The following is a 15,678-nucleotide window of genomic DNA, read 5'->3' on the forward strand; positions in this document are numbered from 1 at the left end:
TTTGCAAGGCCCAGTGGCGCAAACCGGTCATTCACCATGCAAAATCCACAAGGTCCGCAGTCCGAGCATTCCCACGGCCACCAAGGCCGCCCGCCAGAAGCGGCGGTGATCGGGGGGGGGAAAGACCAGGGCACTGAGGCTCCACAAGGCGGCAAGGCTTGGTCCGCATAGGATCTGGGCGGGCAACAGATCCACCTCGTCGCGCCGTCCGCCCACCAAGACCGCCAGGGCCAATTGCGCCGCCACCATGCCGGTCAGCAGACGCGCCAGGGGCTGGGCCGCGATCAGCCCGCGCCGCCTCAGTCGGAAATAGCCCATGAGGGCCATGAGCGATGCCGCCAGGATCACGGCGAACAGGGGATTGTCGGCGAGAAGGGCCGCCACGGCGTCGGGCCTTATCCGGCCTCCCAGCGCCAGCAGCGACGGGTCGGCCGCCGAAAGGATCACGGTGGCGAGGATGGCGGCCAGCGGCAGGATCACCAGGGCGCGGCGGCGATCGAGCAGAAAGACCGGAACCAGCGCCAATGCCGCGAAACTCCCCTTGCCGGCCACTCCCATTCCGATGATCAGCCCCAGCCACCCGGCATGGCGGTCCTCCAACGCCTCGGCCCGCATGACCCGGACCGCCGCCACCACCAGCAGACAAACGGCAATCATCAAGATCGGATCAGGCTGGAGCCTGCTCGCCCCGCCGATCACCCACGGAAACAGCAGCGGAGCACACTGCGCCAGCAGGGCCGGAGCCAAGCGGCCCGTCAGGGCGAACACCGCAGCCCCGCTCCATGCGAGAGCCAGACCGACAAGCGGATAAAGACTTCCGGTCGCCACGCGCCAATGGGACCGGGGATCGCCCATGACCGATTCCACCACCAAGCCGGTGGGATCGCCCGCATGCATCAGCCGGATCACAAGGGCGACGAAGGCGGAAATGGGGCGTCCCGCCTCCCCCTGGATCACTCGCAGACCATCCACCAAGGTCGCCAGATCCGCTTCGGGCACCGTCACGGTTCGCGTCATGAACAACAGCAAGACCACAAGGATCGGCAATGCGGTCAGCATCAGCCGCTCCTTGACGGCCGCCCAGCTCATGGCGGCGACTTCAGCGACAGCACGGCATAGAGGTTGGCGCTCCAGAATTCCGGCGGCGTCAGCAGCGCCCAGGACAGGAAGCGATGAACCAGCGCATCGGTGATCATCCGCCGCCGCGAGCCTTGCCGCTGGGCGTAGATCACGGCCGGACCATAACCGGCCGCATCGGCCAATTGGCGCAGCGAAATGGGCGAAAAGGCGGTGCGATGAGTCAAATCGCCGAATTGGTATTGCAGGCCCCAGGGCGCCCCGGCATTGGGCACCTTGACCACCACCTTGCCGCCGGGGGCAAGGCGGCCACGAATGGATTGCAGCAGGCGTTGCGCCTCTTCCGGCGAAAAATGCTCCAAGACATCCAACAAGACCACTCGGTCGAACGGCCCCAGGCCCGAATCGGCCAGCACGTCATGGGCGTCGCGGCAGGCGAAGTCGCCCCGGACTTCGGCAGGCACCACCTCGGCCAGGGCGGGGTCGTGGTCGATGCCCAACAGCCGCGTCACCCCCTTGGCCCGCAGATAGGCCAGGAACGCACCGGTGCCGCAGCCGATCTCCAGATAGGACATGCCCGGGGCGCAAGCCGCGGGCCCCCAGATTTCCCGGTCGAAACGGCTTATCTGCTTGGACCCGACCGATGGGGTGGCATAGCCCTTGTGACTGGCATAGGTGCCGTAGAAGCCCGGCGCTTGCTCGTTCAACACATTTTCTCCCGCTGGCCGTCGCTACGGTTTAGCGGAGGGTCGCCAAGACGGTCAATCGCCAACGAAGACCCGGTCGCGTCCGGCTTCCTTGGCCTGATACATGGCGGCATCGGCGCGGCGCAGGGCGGCATCGATATCCATGTCCTCTTCCTTCACTTGTGCAACGCCGAAACTGGCCGTGAGAGTCAGCGTCCCTCGGTCGGTCCGAATTGTGATTTCGCCGATTTTATCGTGCAGCCGCTTGGCGACTTCAAGGGCCGGTTCCAACTCGGTTTCGGGCAGCATGATGGCGAATTCCTCGCCTCCCATGCGACCGACAACGTCGATATCGCGCAAGGTGGCGACGCAGCTATCGGCCACCGCCTTGATGGCATCGTCGCCGACCCCGTGGCCGTATCCGTCGTTGATGCGCTTGAAGTGGTCCAGGTCGAACATGATGACGCTGAGTTTGCGATCATGGCGCTGAACGCGGCTGAGTTCGGTGGCGGCCAGATCGAGGAAGTGGCGGCGATTGCCCACACCGGTCAAGGGATCGGTGGTGGCAAGGCGCCGCAACTCGGTCTCCATGGTCTGGCGCTCGGTGATGTCGATCACCGTGCCGACGATTCCGGCGGGCTTACCCTCGGCATCGTCGTAGCGCGCCTTGTCGATGATCACCTTGCGCACCGATCCGTCGGCGCGGGCCAAGTCGGTCTCGTAGGTCTTGTTGCCCGCGCCCAACATAATCTCGTTGTCGGAGGCGGCATAGGATTGCGCCACATCGGCGGGGAACACCTCGAAAATGGTCCGCCCTGACAGGCTTGCGCGCGGTCGTCCGAAGAAGCTTTCATAGGCCATGTTGCAGGTAACGAATCTGCCGTCGCGGTCGCGGGCGAAAATTGGAATGGGCAGCGTTTCCAGCAAGGCGTCCTGGAAGGACAACTGCGCCCCCAAGGTCTTGTCCAGTTGCCCCTTCCAATACGACATCACGGTGGCGACCACCGCCACCAGCAGGGCAAGGGCGAGGATGATGATGGCCTGATCACGGGACTTGGACCACGCGCCCATCACTTCGGACTCGGCGATGCCCACCACCGCGTAGATGTCGTATTTCGGCAGCTTCCTGATGGCGGCGACACGCTTGGCGCCGTCGATGGGCGAAACGCTATCGAACCAGCCCTCGTCGTCGCCGCTGTCCAGGATCTGCGCCGCCCCATCGGATTTTATCACCTTGCCGAACAGGCTTTCCGAGACGGGATGGCGAACGAGAAGTCGGTGCTTGCCGTCACGCAGCGAGACGACACTGCCCGGCCCCAAGGCCAAACCGCCGTAAAAGCCTTCCATGTAGCTGGTCATGCCGATATTGGCGACCACCATGCCTGCGAATTCGCCCTTGGGGCCGACGATGCGGCGGGCAACCTGAATCCCCCATTTATTGGAGACCCTGCCCTTCACCACCTCGGACACCACCGGCCCGTCTCCCGGCCCCGCCTTCAATTCGAGGAAATAGCCGCGGTCTCCCAGACTGCCGCCCGGCGGCGTGCCCACCGAATTGACAAAAACGGTGCCGTCCTGATCGGTCATGGTCATGGAGACGATGGCGGTCGCCTTGGACTGCAAGGCGACCAACCGGCTTTCCAAATCCCTGCGGCGCATCGGGTCCAGCGACTTGGACGCGGCCATATCGGCGGTGGTGGGAAGCTTGACCGCCTGTTCGAGAACCATGTCGGCCCGCTCGAAAGTGCCCAGCGCGTGCTCGGCCACCAAACGCACATAGGAGGTGGCGAGGCGAATGCCGCGCTCCCTGGCATCGGCATAGGATCGACTGAGATCGATATAGACGTGAATGGTGAGCAATAGCAGGGCCGTCCAAATGACGGCGATGGAAAGCCACCCACCCTTGGCGGTTAACGACCCTCTCGCCACATTCACCTCGTCGACCATGCGCTCCGATCCGTACAATAAGCATGGATCGCCTCATGCATAAAGGGTTGCATTTCCATTTTCGCGACAGGCATTGCCGCCGCGTCGGAGCCACGCCATAGTCAGGTCTTCACCGTCCGGGAGGATAGGGTGCCAACCAAAGCCGCCGTGAACAAGAAAGCCGCCGCCGGGATTGCCCTGGCCGTCAATGGACAGAAGCGAACAGTGGCGGGAGACCCCAATCGCCCGCTTCTCTATGTCTTGCGCAATGATCTCGGTCTGACCGGCGCCAAGTTCGGCTGCGGCAAGGGTCAGTGCGGCGCTTGCAGCGTCCTGATGAACAACGAGGCCGTCCGCTCCTGCCAAGTGACCTTGGCGCAAGCGGCGGGCAAATCCATCACCACCCTGGAAGGCCTGGGCGACATCAAGACCCCCCATCCGGTCCAGGCGGCCTTCATCGCCGAACAGGCCGCCCAATGCGGCTATTGCGCCAACGGCATGGTGATGGCCACCGTGGCGCTGTTGGCCCGCACTCCCGAACCCAGCCTGGACGAGGCCAAGCAGGCCCTTGCCGGCAATCTGTGTCGCTGCGGCACCCATCGGCGCATCCTGCGCGCGGTGATGCGCGCCTCGGGGAGGGCGCAGCCATGACCGCCGTCCTGTCTCGCCGCGATCTGCTGAGGGCTGGCGGCGCCCTGGTGGTCGGCTTCGCCCTGCCCCGCCCCAGTCCGGCCCAAGCGGCCATGGCCAAGACGGTGGACGCCACCGAATTGGACGGCTTCCTGGCCATTTCACCCGACGGCTCGGTGACCGTCTACTGCGGCAAGGTCGATCTCGGCCAAGGCTTGCGCATCGCCATCCCGCAGATGGCCGCCGAGGAATTGGGACTCGGAGTCGAGCGCATCACCCTTATCGAAGGCGATACCGCGCTGACCCCCGACCAAGGCCCCACCGCGGGCAGCACCGGAATCGCCAAGGGCGGCGTTCAGATCCGCCAGGCGGCGGCCACCGCCCGCCAAGCGCTGATCCGGCTTGCGGCCGCGCGGTTTGATGTCCCCGAGGACGGCCTGGATATCGTCGACGGCGACGTCCGTTCGCTGTCCGGCGAAGGCCCTTCGCTGGGCATCGGCGACCTGGTGGGCGAGCACGGCTTCGGCCTCAAGCTCGACCCCAAGGCGCCGCTGCGCAGCCCCGCTTCCTACAAGGTGGTGGGCAAGCCCCTGCCCCGGCCCGACGTGCCCGCCAAGGTCACCGGCCGCCACACCTATGTCCACGATTTCAGGCTACCCGGAATGCTGCACGGCAAGGTGATCCGCCCGCCCGCCGTGGGGGCGTCGCTGCTCGGCGTGGACGAGTCCGCGCTGAAGGCGTTCAAGGGTGTGCGCATCGTCCGCATCAAGGACTTCCTCGGCGTGGTCGCCGCCAGCGAGTGGGACGCCCTTCGCGCCGCCGACGCCTTGAAGGCCACCTGGTCGCAAACGGAGAACCTGATCGGCCACGAGGCGGTGCGGGACGCCATGAAGGCCGGTCCCTTCGTCGGCGAGGACATCGTCGTTTCCAAGGGCGATGCCGCCACGGCGCTTGCCGATCCAGACGTCGCGGTTCTAAAGGCCGAGTATTACTGGCCCGTGCAATCCCATGCCTCCATGGGGCCCAGTTGCGCCGTCGCCGACGTGAAATCCGATTCCGCCACGCTGTGGACCGCCTCCCAGGCCACCCACCGTTTCCGGCCCGCCTATGCCGCCATGCTGGGCCTGCCCGTGGACATGGTGCGGCTGATCTATCTGGATGGCTCGGGCTGCTATGGCATGAACGGCCATGACGACGCTTGCGCCGATGCCGCCCTGCTGTCCAAGGCGGTGGGCAAGCCGGTCCGCGTGCAGTGGAGCCGCGAGGATGAACTGGGCTGGGATCCCAAGGGACCGCCGCAATTGCTGGCCCTGGAGGCGACTCCCATGGAAGGCGGCGTCGTCGCAGGCTGGCGTACCGAGATGTGGCTGCCCAAGGCCACCGCCGGTCTGCCCAATGTGCCGTTGCTGGCCGCCCAGGCCGCCGGGATCGACCAGCCCATGGGGCTCGTCACCGGATTGATCACCCAGAACGGCGATCCGCCCTATGGCGTCGCCGCCGTCCAGGTCAAGGTCAACTGGCTGGCCGACGCCCCGCTGCGGCCCAGCAATATCCGCGCCCCGGGCAAGATCGCCAATTCCTTCGCGGTCGAGGGCTTTTTCGACGAGCTGTGCAACCAGGCCAAGGTGGACGGCCTTATCACGCGGCTGCAGATGCTGAAGGATCTGCGCGGCATCATCGTGCTGAGCCGGGCCGCATCGCTGATCGGCTGGAAGCCGCGCCCGTCGCCCAACCCCGAATCCGATGGCGTGGGCCGTGGCGTCGCCTATGTCCACTACAAGCACTCCGAGACCTATGTGGCCGTGGCCATGGAAGTCTCGGTGGATCGCGACAGCGGCAAGGTCGCCGTGCGCCGGGTCGCCTGCGCCCATGATTGCGGGCTGGTGATCAATCCCGATGCGCTGAGGCTCCAGATCGAGGGCGCCATCATCCAGACCCTGTCGCGCACCCTGCTGGAGGAGGTCACCTTCGACACCAAGGCGGTGACCAGCACCGACTGGGCCAGCTATCCCATCCTAGGCTTCGCCGACATCCCCGACATCACGGTCGACCTCATCAACCAGCCCAACCAGCCGCCCATGGGCGGCGGCGAGGCGGCGGCGACCCCCATCCCGGCGGCCCTGGCCAACGCCATCTTCGATGCCTGCGGGGCACGGGTCAGGACGGTTCCCATCACCCCGGAACGGGTGAAGGCGGCCTTGGCGGAGGCTGACGCCAAGGACAAATTAGGATAGGCTTGCATCATGATGACCGAGGCTCGCCGACGCTGGATCGAGGAAGCCCGCCTGCGTGTAACCCACGCGGCGCTGCCCTTCGGCGCGCGAGTGTGGCTGTTCGGCTCTTGCGCCCGAGGCGATGCCTCTCGATTTAGCGATATCGACATTGCCGTCGAAGCCAAGGCCCGACTTTCCGGAATGGCACGCGCCGCCATCGATGAAGCCATCGAGTCGAGTTGTATTCCTTGCGATGTGGATGTGGTCGATCTGGCCGATGTCTCGGATACCTTCCGCGCTCGTGTGATGGCGGAGGCCGTGGAGTGGACCGCCTAGACCAAAAGCTCGAGGTCGCGGGCAGAGCCTGCGCAACTTTGATTGAACTCGTCTCTCGCCCATATGGCGACGCGGTCGTGACACGGGACGCAACCATCCTTCGTTTCGTCTACAGCTTCGAGACCACATGGAAAGCGGCCCAGCGCGTCCTGAATCTCTACGAATCCATTGATGTCGCGACCCCCAGGGCGGTGATCCAGTCTTGCTGGAAAGCAGGTCTGCTCAATGATGAGCAAGCCGAGCAGATCATGGCGATGATCACCGATCGCAATCTCACGGTACATGCCTATGACGAGAAGCTAGCCGTCGAGCTTGCCACTCGTATTCCGGCCCATGCGGCGCTGCTCGGTTTCTGGCTGACCGCGTTGCGCAATCGCGTTGGCCGCGAGCAGAAGCCTTGATCCCAACCCTCGGCGAAGCTACATTAGACAGATGCTAATTAGCCGGAAATTACACCAATCATGATGGATATTCGCGACGGGTTCCTGGACGCCATCGGCAACACCCCCCTGATCCGCCTCAAGCGCGCCTCCGAGGAGACGGGCTGCGCGATTCTCGGCAAGGCGGAATTTCTCAATCCCGGCGGATCGGTCAAGGACCGCGCCGCCCTGGCCATGGTGCGCGATGCCGAGGCCAAGGGGCTGTTGAAGCCGGGCGGCGTCATCGTCGAGGGCACCGCGGGCAACACCGGCATCGGCCTCTGCCTGGTCGGCAATGCCCTGGGCTATCGCACCGTCATCGTCATGCCCGAGACCCAGAGCCAGGAAAAGAAGGACATGCTGCGCCTGATCGGCGCCGACCTCCGCCTGGTTCCGGCGCTTCCCTACGCCAATCCCGGCAATTACGTCCGCTATTCCGAAACCCTGGCCGCCGAACTGGCCAAGTCCGAACCCAACGGGGTGCTGTGGGCCAATCAGTTCGACAATACCGCCAACCGCATGGGCCATTTCCATACCACAGGCCAGGAGATCTGGCGCCAGACCGACGGCAAGGTGGATGCCTTCACTTGCGCGGTGGGCACCGGCGGCACCCTGGCCGGGACCGGAATGGCGCTGAAGGAGAAGAACCGCGATGTGAAGATCGTGCTGGCCGATCCCATGGGCTCGGCTTTGTATAACCACTATGCCCATGGCGAGTTGAAGGCGGAGGGCACCTCCATCACCGAAGGAATCGGTCAGGGCAGAATTACCAAAAATCTGCTCGACGCCCCCATCGACGATCAGCTTCGGATCACCGACGAGGAGGCTTTACCGTTGATTTTCAATCTGGTGAAGGAAGAAGGGCTGGTGCTGGGCGGGTCCAGCGGCATCAATGTCATGGCCGCCATCAAGGTCGCCCGCATGCTCGGTCCCGGACACACGGTGGTGACAGTGCTCTGCGATTATGGTACGCGCTATCAAAGCAAGCTGTTCAACCCTGCCTTCCTGCGCGAGCGCGATCTGCCGGTGCCCGATTGGCTGGGGTGAGCAAGACCAGATAAGACCAAGCGAGCGAGGGGAAACCACCGTATGACCTACCCGAATCCGGACGCTCTCGTCAGCACCGAGTGGCTGGCCAGTCATCTCAGCGCGCCCGATGTCCGCGTCGTGGACGCCAGTTGGTACATGGGCGCGCAGAACCGCAACGCGCGCGAGGAATACGACGCCGAGCATATTCCCGGCGCGACGTTCTTCGACATCGACGAGATTGCCGATTCCGACACCGACCTGCCCCACATGCTGCCCTCGCCCGAGAAGTTCTCGAGCAAGGTGCGCAAGCTGGGCCTGGGCAACGGCAACAAGATCGTCATCTATGACGGCACCGGCTTCGCCAGCGCCGCCGCCCGCGTGTGGTGGATGTTCCGCACCTTCGGCCACCGCGATGTCTCGGTGCTGGACGGCGGCTTCCCGAAATGGCTGCGCGAGGGCCGTCAGGTGGAAGACCTGCCGCCGGTGCCGCGCACCCGCCACTTCATCGCCCACTACAATCACCTGCTGGTGCGCGACCTGGACCATGTGAAGGCCAATATCGAATCGGGCCGCGAGCAGGTGCTGGACGCCCGCGCGTCCGCCCGCTTCAAGGGCGACGCCCCCGAGCCGCGTCCCGCCAAGCATCTGGGCCATATTCCCGGTTCCATCAACGTGCCCTTCGCCGATCTGATCGACGACAAGACCCGTTGCATGCTGCCGGCCGAGCAGTTGCAGGCCCGCTTCGACGCCGCCGGAATCGACCCAAAGCGGCCCATCACGGTCAGCTGCGGCTCTGGCGTCACCGCCTGTACCGTCGCCCTGGCCTTGAACCTGTTGGGACATCCGGACGTCGCCATCTATGACGGCTCGTGGTCCGAATGGGGCAATCGCGACGACACCCCCATCGAAAAGGGCTGATCGGGCTTTTTCATGGCTAAACGAACGACACCCCCGCCGGAAACGGCGGGGGTGTTCTCGTTCCGGGGATAATGCGGGCGAGACGCCCGCGCTCCCAGAAATGGTGCTCTACTTGGAGCGCGGGCGTCTCGCCCGCATGAGTTGCAGCCCCATGGAGAGCTTGGAGAGCGCAGCGCCCCTGGGCATGTTCCCGGCTATCTCAGGCGATACAGGGAGTGGCAGGCCTCGCAGGCGGCCGTCATCTCGCGCAGGGCAGCGAAGGTCTGGCGCGCCGCCTTGTCCGGCGGTTCCAATTCGGCGTCGCGGACGGTGACGGCGAAGCGGCTGGCGGCATGATGCAGCGCGGTTCCGATTTCGCGCATGGTCAGCGGCATCATGGGCGCCATGTGCTCGGCACCATGGGCGTCCAGCGACGACATCCCCAGCTTGGATTCGGCCAGTTCCGCCGCTCCCTTGGAATCGCCCTTGGACAGAGCCTCCAGGATCAGATCGAGGCTGCGCAGATGATCGCGCATATTGGCCAGCATGTGGTCGCGCATCATGGGCGGCATCTCGACCAATTTGCGGCTGTCCGCCCAAGCCAGCGACGGCAACGACAAGGCTAGGGCGGCAATGAAGAGGACAAGGCGGCGCATGAGGATCTCCCGCGATCAAATCAACACCAGCATCTATCACCGTCGCGAAAGAGTCGCACGCGCGTATTGATGTCTCCCCCATTCACGTCCATATTGGAGTCAGACAGTGCGAGGAGGTCAGTCCATGCGGAACCGTAAGGCAAAAGCGCGTGTTGCGACGCAGGACGGCGGCGCCCTGATCCTCGCGGTGGCGGCGACCGCCATGGTGCTGCTGGCGGCGCTGATTTCGGCGCTCTCCTAGTCCAAAACAACACTTGGCCTTGACCCGGCGGCGAGTCACCATGCTCGGCCGCCATTATTTTTCCGTTCGAGCGCCATGAAAAAAGACACCCGCATCCTGCACGCCGGCCGCCACCCCGAGAAATTCGACGGCGCGGTCAATCCGCCGGTCTTCCACGCCTCCACCATCCTCCATCCCTCGGTGGCGGCCATGGAGAAGAGCGGCAAGACGCCGTTCGAGGGCGTGCGCTACGGCCGCTTCGGCACACCGACCACCTTCGCCCTGGAAGAAGCCGTCGCCGAGTTGGAAGGCGGCCACCGCGCCGTCGCGACCTCGTCCGGTCTGGCCGCCATTACCGGTGCGCTGATGGCCTTCCTCAAGACCGGCGATCATCTGCTGATGGTCGATACCGCCTATTTCCCCACCCGCAAGTTCTGCGACGAGGTTCTGAAGGGGCTTGGCGTCGAGACCACCTATTACGATCCGCTGATCGGTGCCGGGATCAAGGCGTTGATGCGCCCCAACACCAAGGTGGTGTTCACCGAAAGCCCCGGCTCGCTGACCTTCGAGGTCCAGGATATTCCCGCCATCGCCGAAGTGGCCCATGCCGGGGGGGCAATTGTCATGATCGACAATACCTGGGGGGTGCTGACCTTCCAGCCCTTCGCCAAGGGCATCGACATCTCCATCCAGGCCGCCACCAAATATATCGTCGGCCACGCCGACGCCATGCTGGGAAGCATCACCTGCGCCACCCCGGACCTGTGGCTGAAGGTGAAATCCTCGGTCGCCACCTTCGGCCATAGCCCCGGCGCCGAGGAGATGTATCTGGGCCTGCGCGGCCTGCGCACCCTGGCGGTGCGGCTGCGCCAGCACGCGGCCAGTGCCCTGCGCCTGACCACTTGGCTGGAGAAGCGGCCCGAGGTGGACCGGATTTTGTATCCGCCGCTGCCGTCGGACCCCGGCCATGCCTTGTGGAAGCGCGACTTCTCCGGCGGCTGCGGCTTGTTCGGGGTGGTCCTGAAGCCTGCCGCCAAGGCGGCGGTGGATGCCATGTTGGACGGCTACGAGCATTTCAAGCTGGGCTTTTCCTGGGGCGGCTTCGAGAGTCTGGTGATCCCCACCTCGGGCCATTCCATCATCCGCACCGCCACCGCCTGGACACCCGCTGGTCCATCCTTGCGCTTCCATGCCGGATTGGAAGACGCCGACGACCTTCAGGAGGATCTTGAAAAGGGCTTCGGGCGATTGGCCGGGGGCGGCTGAGATGCGTCTTGCCGCCCTTGTTCTCCTGTTCCTTCTCGCCACCCTGCCCGCCCGCGCCCATCCCCATGTCCTGGTGGATGTCCACGCCCTTGTGGAATTCAAGGACGGCAAGATCGTCAGCCTGTTCATGGGCTGGAAGTTCGACCCGGTCTACAGCAGCACCTTGTTCAAGGATTTCGACAAGAACAAGAACGGCAAGCTGGACGCCGCCGAGATCAGGGACATCGAGGCCAACGCCTTTCGCGACACCAAGGATCAGAGCTATTTCACCTATGGCCAGGTGGACGGCAAGCCGATCCAGTGGAAGGATGCCACCGACTTCAACGTCATCGGCATGAAGGATTCCCTGCTTTATGCCTTCCGGCTGAGTTTTCCCGAACCGGTGGACCCGCGTAAGCATGCGGTCAGCGTCACCACCTATGAAGAGACCTTCTATATCGACATGGACTTCCCCAACGACAAAGCCGCCACCCTGAACGGCGAGGGCTCCCAGGGCTGCAAGGTGACCATCGCCCCCGACCACGGCAACACCATCTTCGGCGGCGTGGTCACGCCCAAGCGGGCGACCGTCACATGCGAATAGCCTTTCCCGCCGCCGTCCTGACACTGCTGCCCCGCTTGGCCCAAGCCGCACTGGTCCCAGGCGGCGGCGCGGCGCCCGGCGGCGACCTGCCCGAGCCGCTGCGCTCACTGGCCAGTTGGGCCTTTGCCTTGCAGCGCCAGTTGAACGGCGAAATGCGCCAGCATCTCGCCGCCATGAAGGAAACCGGGTCGTGGGAACCGGCCACCGCCATCGTGCTGGCCGCCTTCCTTTACGGCATTTTCCACGCCATCGGACCGGGGCACGGCAAGGTGGTCATCGCGGGCTGGTTCGCCACCCGCCGCGCCCGCATCATGCATGGCCTGATCGCCAGCCTGATCGCGGCCATGGTCCAGTCGGCCTCGGCCATCGCGGTGGTGCTGGCCCTGGCCGGAATTCTGGCCTTGACCCCCAAGGACGTGCTGGCCAGCGCTGGCTGGCTGGAAGTGGCTTCCTACGCCATGATCGCCGGGCTCGGCGCCGTCATGTGCTGGCGAACCGCCACCGGCAAGGGCTGCGGCCATGATCATAGCCATCATCATGATCACGACGGAGCCTGCTGCGGCCACCATCACCACGCCCCGGTGCGGATCACCGATCCCCGCGCCGAACGCAACACGCTGTTCGCCGTTTCGGCGGCGGTGGGATTTAGGCCATGCTCGGGCGCCATCCTGGTGCTGTTGTTCTGCTTCGCCAACGAGATGATGCTGGTGGGCGTTCTGGCCACCTTCGCCATGGGCTTGGGCGTCGCCATCACCATCGCCGCCATCGGCATGGGCGCCCTGGGCCTCAATCGGCTGATCGAGACACGCTTCGGCGACAAGGCGATCGGTGGCCGCATCCGCACCGGTCTGGCCCTGACCGGCGCCTTGGCCATTACCCTTTTGGGTGTCGTATTGCTGGTGGGAGCCGTCGTCAACGGCCCCTCGCTTGGTGGCTGATATACCATACCAAAGGTATCGATGCCGGTGCAAAGGTGCTAATGGTGTCGCCTTATTGCGTGCACTGCAATATCTGGGGTATCATCCGATTATTGGGTGATACAGCAGGTATGGCAGGAGACGATGATGGCTCCCCTCGATTGTTCTGGTCAGGCTCTCCTGGCGAATGATCACAAGCGAATCACCTACCGGTTTTTCGCCAATGCCGAAAAGCCCATGCCGGTGGATCTTCTGTTCGAGAAGACGTCCTTCAAGCTGGTGGTGCCCGATGCGGCGCCTCGGCCGTCCTGGGCGAAGCTCCCCTACAACCGCTGCTCCAACTGCACACTTTCCGATGATTGCGAGTACTGCCCGGCGGCCTTGGGGATCGCCATGTTCCTGCCGCTGTTCGAAAGCCGGGTGTCCCACGAAAAGACGGTGGTCGAGGTGGAAACCGCCCAGCGCACCATCGTCGCCAAGACCACCTTCCAAAGCGGCATGGCATCGCTGATCGGCCTTGTCTGCGCCACGTCGGGTTGCCCGCTGACCCAGTTCCTGCGCCCCATGGCGCGCTTTCACATGCCCTTCGCCGAGGAGCAGGAGACGCTGTACCGCTCCTTCGCCAGTTGGCTGCTGATGTCCCATGTCCAGCAGACCCTGTCCGGCCAGGGCGGAGCCGTCAGCCTGGACGGCTTGAAAACCAAGTACCAGCATCTGTCCGTGATGAACGCCAGCCTCGCAGAGCGGCTGCGGGCGGGCGTCAAGCGCGATGCGGCGCTCAACGCCGTCATCATCCTCGATCTCTTCGCCCAGATCGCCCCTGACAATATCGACGGGGGCTTCGAGGACATCATGGAGGCCTTCGCCATCGAAGGCGGCACCCTGGTTAATTGAGACCGGGTGACGCCGCCGAACACGCCCGTCCGGTGCCCGGACCGGCGCGGCATTCACCGCCCAGAGCCTGCCCGCCCGATCAAACTCATTGTCAATTGCAGCCAGTATAATTGCGAACGCAAATCATTTTTATTTTCTGTTGATCTACACACGCAACTTTAGTCATATTTATATCGCAATAAGGTGCGCCAGATCGCTTCAGCCCCCGAGGACTCCGCCATGCGCATGCTCAGCAACCTGCCTATTCCGCTCAAGCTATCGTCCGCGTTTGGCATCCTTCTGCTCCTGTTCGTCGCCAACGGCGCCCTGTCATACATGCAGATGTCGAACATGAATCGGGCGGCCGACGATATCAGCGAAAACTGGATGCCCAGCGTCGAGACCCTGGCGCTGCTGGAAAAGCAGATTCTGGAACATCGCCGCTACGAACTGTCTCATGTGCTGGCCACCGCCGAGGCCGAGATCGCCGGGATGGACGTCGAGATCTCAAAGATCCGCAAAGAGATCGTCGATACGCGCAAGAAATATGAGCCGCTCATTTCGAGCAGCAATGAACGCGCCCTCTATGATGATTTTTCAAGCGTATTCGGCAAATACATCGAAGTGAGCGACAGAATGCTCATGCTTTCACGCCAGAACCAGAATGAAGCCGCTTACGAAATGATAAAATCGGAAAGCCGCCCCGTCTTTTCCAAGGCGCACGACATTCTTGAGAAAGCCATCGCCCTGAACCGGGATGGCGCAACCGCCGCCGCCGCCGTCCAGCATGGCAGCTACGAGTCCGCCAAATGGGTGACCATCGCCCTGCTCGTCAGCGCGATCGTGCTGACCAGTATGCTATGGCTGGCTCTGCGCTCCGCCATCGCCGCACCGATCACCAGCATGACGGCGGCCATGCGGCGGCTGGCCGACGGCGACAAGGGGATTGAGATTCCCGCCCGCGATCGCCGCGACGAAATCGGCGGCATGGCGGAAGCGGTGCAGGTGTTCAAGGACAACGCCATCCGGGCAGACCAGATGGCGGCGGAGCAGGCCGCCGAGCAGGCTGCGCGGGAACGCCGGGCCAAGGCCATCGAAGCCATGACCTCGACTTTCGACAGCAGCGTTTCCGGCGCCTTGGAAACCGTTTCCGGCGCGGCCACCGAAATGGAAGCCACCTCGCAATCCATGTCGGCTACCGCCGATCAGACCAACCGTCAGGCCAACGTGGTGGCCGCCGCCACCGAGGAGGCGTCGGCCAGCGTGGAAACCGTCGCCACGGCGGCGGAGCAATTGTCCGCCTCCATCCGCGAGATCAGCCAGCAGGTTTCCCATTCCAACCGCATTTCCCAGGCGGCGGCGGAAGAGGCGGCGCGCACCAACAGCTCGGTGCAGGGTCTGGCGGAAAGCTCGACCCGAATCGGCGAGGTGGTCAATCTGATCAACGACATCGCCAGCCAGACAAACTTGCTGGCGCTCAACGCCACCATCGAGGCGGCGCGGGCCGGGGATGCCGGCAAGGGCTTCGCCGTGGTCGCCGGCGAGGTCAAGAACCTTGCAAACCAGACCGCAAGGGCCACCGACGAGATCAGTTCCCAGATCAGCGCCGTCCAAACCGCCACCGGCGAAGCGGTTTCCGCCATCCGGGGCATCGTCGGACGCATCGACGAGATCAACCAGATCGCCGTCGCCATCGGTTCCGCGGTGGAGGAACAATCGGCGGCCACTGCCGAAATCGCCCGCAATGTGCAGCAGGCCTCAACCGGCACCAAGGAAATCGCCGAGAATATCGGTGGCGTCACCCAGGCCGCCTCGGAGACCGGCGCGGCGGCCCAGCAGGTTCTGTCCTCCGCCCGCTCGCTGGCCCAGGAAGCCTCGAGCCTGAAATCCATGGTGGACAAGTTCCTGGGCGACGTGCGGGCGGCGTGACATAACGCCAACCGGACCTGC

General features: G+C 64.3%; 15 protein-coding genes. 11 read left to right on the forward strand and 4 right to left on the reverse strand.

The features are described 5' to 3' along the window. Positions 1 to 27 precede the first annotated feature (27 nt). From CU669_RS15920 to CU669_RS15930, 3 genes are read right to left on the reverse strand one after another with little or no spacing between them, the layout of a single operon-like run. Positions 28 to 1,089 (reverse strand): hypothetical protein, encoded by a 1,062-nt coding sequence (locus CU669_RS15920; RefSeq protein WP_112146483.1) that lies wholly within the window; start codon positions 1,087 to 1,089, stop codon positions 28 to 30. Beyond that, a complete protein-coding gene (locus CU669_RS15925; protein ID WP_161539681.1) occupies positions 1,086 to 1,787 on the reverse strand; it encodes a class I SAM-dependent methyltransferase in 702 nt (233 codons plus the stop codon). The genes CU669_RS15920 and CU669_RS15925 overlap by 4 nt, the downstream gene beginning before the upstream one ends. A gap of 51 nt (positions 1,788 to 1,838) precedes the next feature. Then, the gene (locus CU669_RS15930) at positions 1,839 to 3,710 is read right to left on the reverse strand and encodes a sensor domain-containing diguanylate cyclase (protein WP_112146487.1); all 1,872 of its coding nucleotides are present in this window, start codon (positions 3,708 to 3,710) and stop codon (positions 1,839 to 1,841) included. A gap of 129 nt (positions 3,711 to 3,839) precedes the next feature. Here CU669_RS15930 and CU669_RS15935 point away from each other — a divergent pair, with 129 nt between their 5' ends. The 6 genes from CU669_RS15935 (at position 3,840) to sseA (ending at position 9,234) form a co-directional block, all read left to right on the forward strand. Beyond that, complete coding sequence (locus CU669_RS15935; RefSeq protein WP_407671599.1) at positions 3,840 to 4,340, forward strand: (2Fe-2S)-binding protein; 501 nt, start codon at positions 3,840 to 3,842, stop codon at positions 4,338 to 4,340. Then, positions 4,337 to 6,553 carry a xanthine dehydrogenase family protein molybdopterin-binding subunit gene (locus CU669_RS15940; RefSeq protein ID WP_112146491.1) on the forward strand — a complete coding sequence of 739 codons (2,217 nt, stop codon included), beginning with the start codon at positions 4,337 to 4,339 and terminating at the stop codon, positions 6,551 to 6,553. Before CU669_RS15935 ends, CU669_RS15940 begins: the two co-directional genes overlap by 4 nt. 9 nt (positions 6,554 to 6,562) lie before the next feature. After that, the gene (locus tag CU669_RS15945; RefSeq protein ID WP_112146493.1) at positions 6,563 to 6,868 is read left to right on the forward strand and encodes a nucleotidyltransferase family protein; all 306 of its coding nucleotides are present in this window, start codon (positions 6,563 to 6,565) and stop codon (positions 6,866 to 6,868) included. Continuing rightward, entirely contained in the window at positions 6,856 to 7,269 is a 414-nt protein-coding gene (locus CU669_RS15950; protein ID WP_161539682.1) for an HI0074 family nucleotidyltransferase substrate-binding subunit, read from the forward strand. Before CU669_RS15945 ends, CU669_RS15950 begins: the two co-directional genes overlap by 13 nt. A gap of 63 nt (positions 7,270 to 7,332) precedes the next feature. After that, a complete protein-coding gene (locus CU669_RS15955) occupies positions 7,333 to 8,334 on the forward strand; it encodes a cysteine synthase A (RefSeq protein WP_112146561.1) in 1,002 nt (333 codons plus the stop codon). Positions 8,335 to 8,376: 42 nt separating this feature from the next. After that, complete coding sequence (gene sseA / locus CU669_RS15960; RefSeq protein ID WP_112146495.1) at positions 8,377 to 9,234, forward strand: 3-mercaptopyruvate sulfurtransferase; 858 nt, start codon at positions 8,377 to 8,379, stop codon at positions 9,232 to 9,234. A 194-nt stretch (positions 9,235 to 9,428) separates the two neighbouring features. Here sseA and CU669_RS15965 read toward each other — a convergent pair whose 3' ends face one another. Next, the gene (locus CU669_RS15965; protein ID WP_112146497.1) at positions 9,429 to 9,869 is read right to left on the reverse strand and encodes a hypothetical protein; all 441 of its coding nucleotides are present in this window, start codon (positions 9,867 to 9,869) and stop codon (positions 9,429 to 9,431) included. Positions 9,870 to 10,185: 316 nt separating this feature from the next. Here CU669_RS15965 and metC point away from each other — a divergent pair, with 316 nt between their 5' ends. The 5 genes from metC to CU669_RS15990 all read left to right on the forward strand — a co-directional run bounded on the left by metC (position 10,186) and on the right by CU669_RS15990 (position 15,657). Continuing rightward, entirely contained in the window at positions 10,186 to 11,355 is a 1,170-nt protein-coding gene (gene metC / locus CU669_RS15970) for a cystathionine beta-lyase (RefSeq protein WP_112146499.1), read from the forward strand. A 1-nt stretch (position 11,356) separates the two neighbouring features. Beyond that, positions 11,357 to 11,938, forward strand: a complete 582-nt coding sequence (locus tag CU669_RS15975) for a DUF1007 family protein (protein ID WP_239988748.1) — start codon at positions 11,357 to 11,359, stop codon at positions 11,936 to 11,938. Beyond that, on the forward strand, positions 11,929 to 12,876 hold the full coding sequence (locus CU669_RS15980; protein WP_112146502.1) for a nickel/cobalt transporter: 948 nt from the start codon (positions 11,929 to 11,931) through the stop codon (positions 12,874 to 12,876). Before CU669_RS15975 ends, CU669_RS15980 begins: the two co-directional genes overlap by 10 nt. Before the next feature lie 123 nt (positions 12,877 to 12,999). Beyond that, positions 13,000 to 13,749 carry a DUF6901 family protein gene (locus tag CU669_RS15985; RefSeq protein WP_112146504.1) on the forward strand — a complete coding sequence of 250 codons (750 nt, stop codon included), beginning with the start codon at positions 13,000 to 13,002 and terminating at the stop codon, positions 13,747 to 13,749. Between the two features lie 219 nt (positions 13,750 to 13,968). Continuing rightward, the gene (locus CU669_RS15990; protein WP_112146506.1) at positions 13,969 to 15,657 is read left to right on the forward strand and encodes a methyl-accepting chemotaxis protein; all 1,689 of its coding nucleotides are present in this window, start codon (positions 13,969 to 13,971) and stop codon (positions 15,655 to 15,657) included. Positions 15,658 to 15,678 lie beyond the last annotated feature (21 nt).

Source organism: Paramagnetospirillum kuznetsovii, from assembly GCF_003284725.1.
GTDB lineage: Bacteria > Pseudomonadota > Alphaproteobacteria > Rhodospirillales > Magnetospirillaceae > Phaeospirillum > Phaeospirillum kuznetsovii.

Excerpts from the sequence above, each read along its gene's own strand:
- CU669_RS15975 (WP_239988748.1), top strand. The coding sequence starts at position 11,357 with ATGCGTCTTGCCGCCCTTGTTCTCCTGTTCCTTCTCGCCACCCTGCCC.
- CU669_RS15945 (WP_112146493.1), top strand. The coding sequence starts at position 6,563 with ATGATGACCGAGGCTCGCCGACGCTGGATCGAGGAAGCCCGCCTGCGT.
- CU669_RS15965 (WP_112146497.1), bottom strand. The coding sequence starts at position 9,869 with ATGCGCCGCCTTGTCCTCTTCATTGCCGCCCTAGCCTTGTCGTTGCCG.
- CU669_RS15985 (WP_112146504.1), top strand. The coding sequence starts at position 13,000 with ATGATGGCTCCCCTCGATTGTTCTGGTCAGGCTCTCCTGGCGAATGAT.
- CU669_RS15930 (WP_112146487.1), bottom strand. The coding sequence starts at position 3,710 with ATGGTCGACGAGGTGAATGTGGCGAGAGGGTCGTTAACCGCCAAGGGT.
- CU669_RS15955 (WP_112146561.1), top strand. The coding sequence starts at position 7,333 with ATGGATATTCGCGACGGGTTCCTGGACGCCATCGGCAACACCCCCCTG.
- CU669_RS15920 (WP_112146483.1), bottom strand. The coding sequence starts at position 1,089 with ATGAGCTGGGCGGCCGTCAAGGAGCGGCTGATGCTGACCGCATTGCCG.
- CU669_RS15940 (WP_112146491.1), top strand. The coding sequence starts at position 4,337 with ATGACCGCCGTCCTGTCTCGCCGCGATCTGCTGAGGGCTGGCGGCGCC.
- CU669_RS15980 (WP_112146502.1), top strand. The coding sequence starts at position 11,929 with ATGCGAATAGCCTTTCCCGCCGCCGTCCTGACACTGCTGCCCCGCTTG.
- metC (WP_112146499.1), top strand. The coding sequence starts at position 10,186 with ATGAAAAAAGACACCCGCATCCTGCACGCCGGCCGCCACCCCGAGAAA.
- sseA (WP_112146495.1), top strand. The coding sequence starts at position 8,377 with ATGACCTACCCGAATCCGGACGCTCTCGTCAGCACCGAGTGGCTGGCC.
- CU669_RS15990 (WP_112146506.1), top strand. The coding sequence starts at position 13,969 with ATGCGCATGCTCAGCAACCTGCCTATTCCGCTCAAGCTATCGTCCGCG.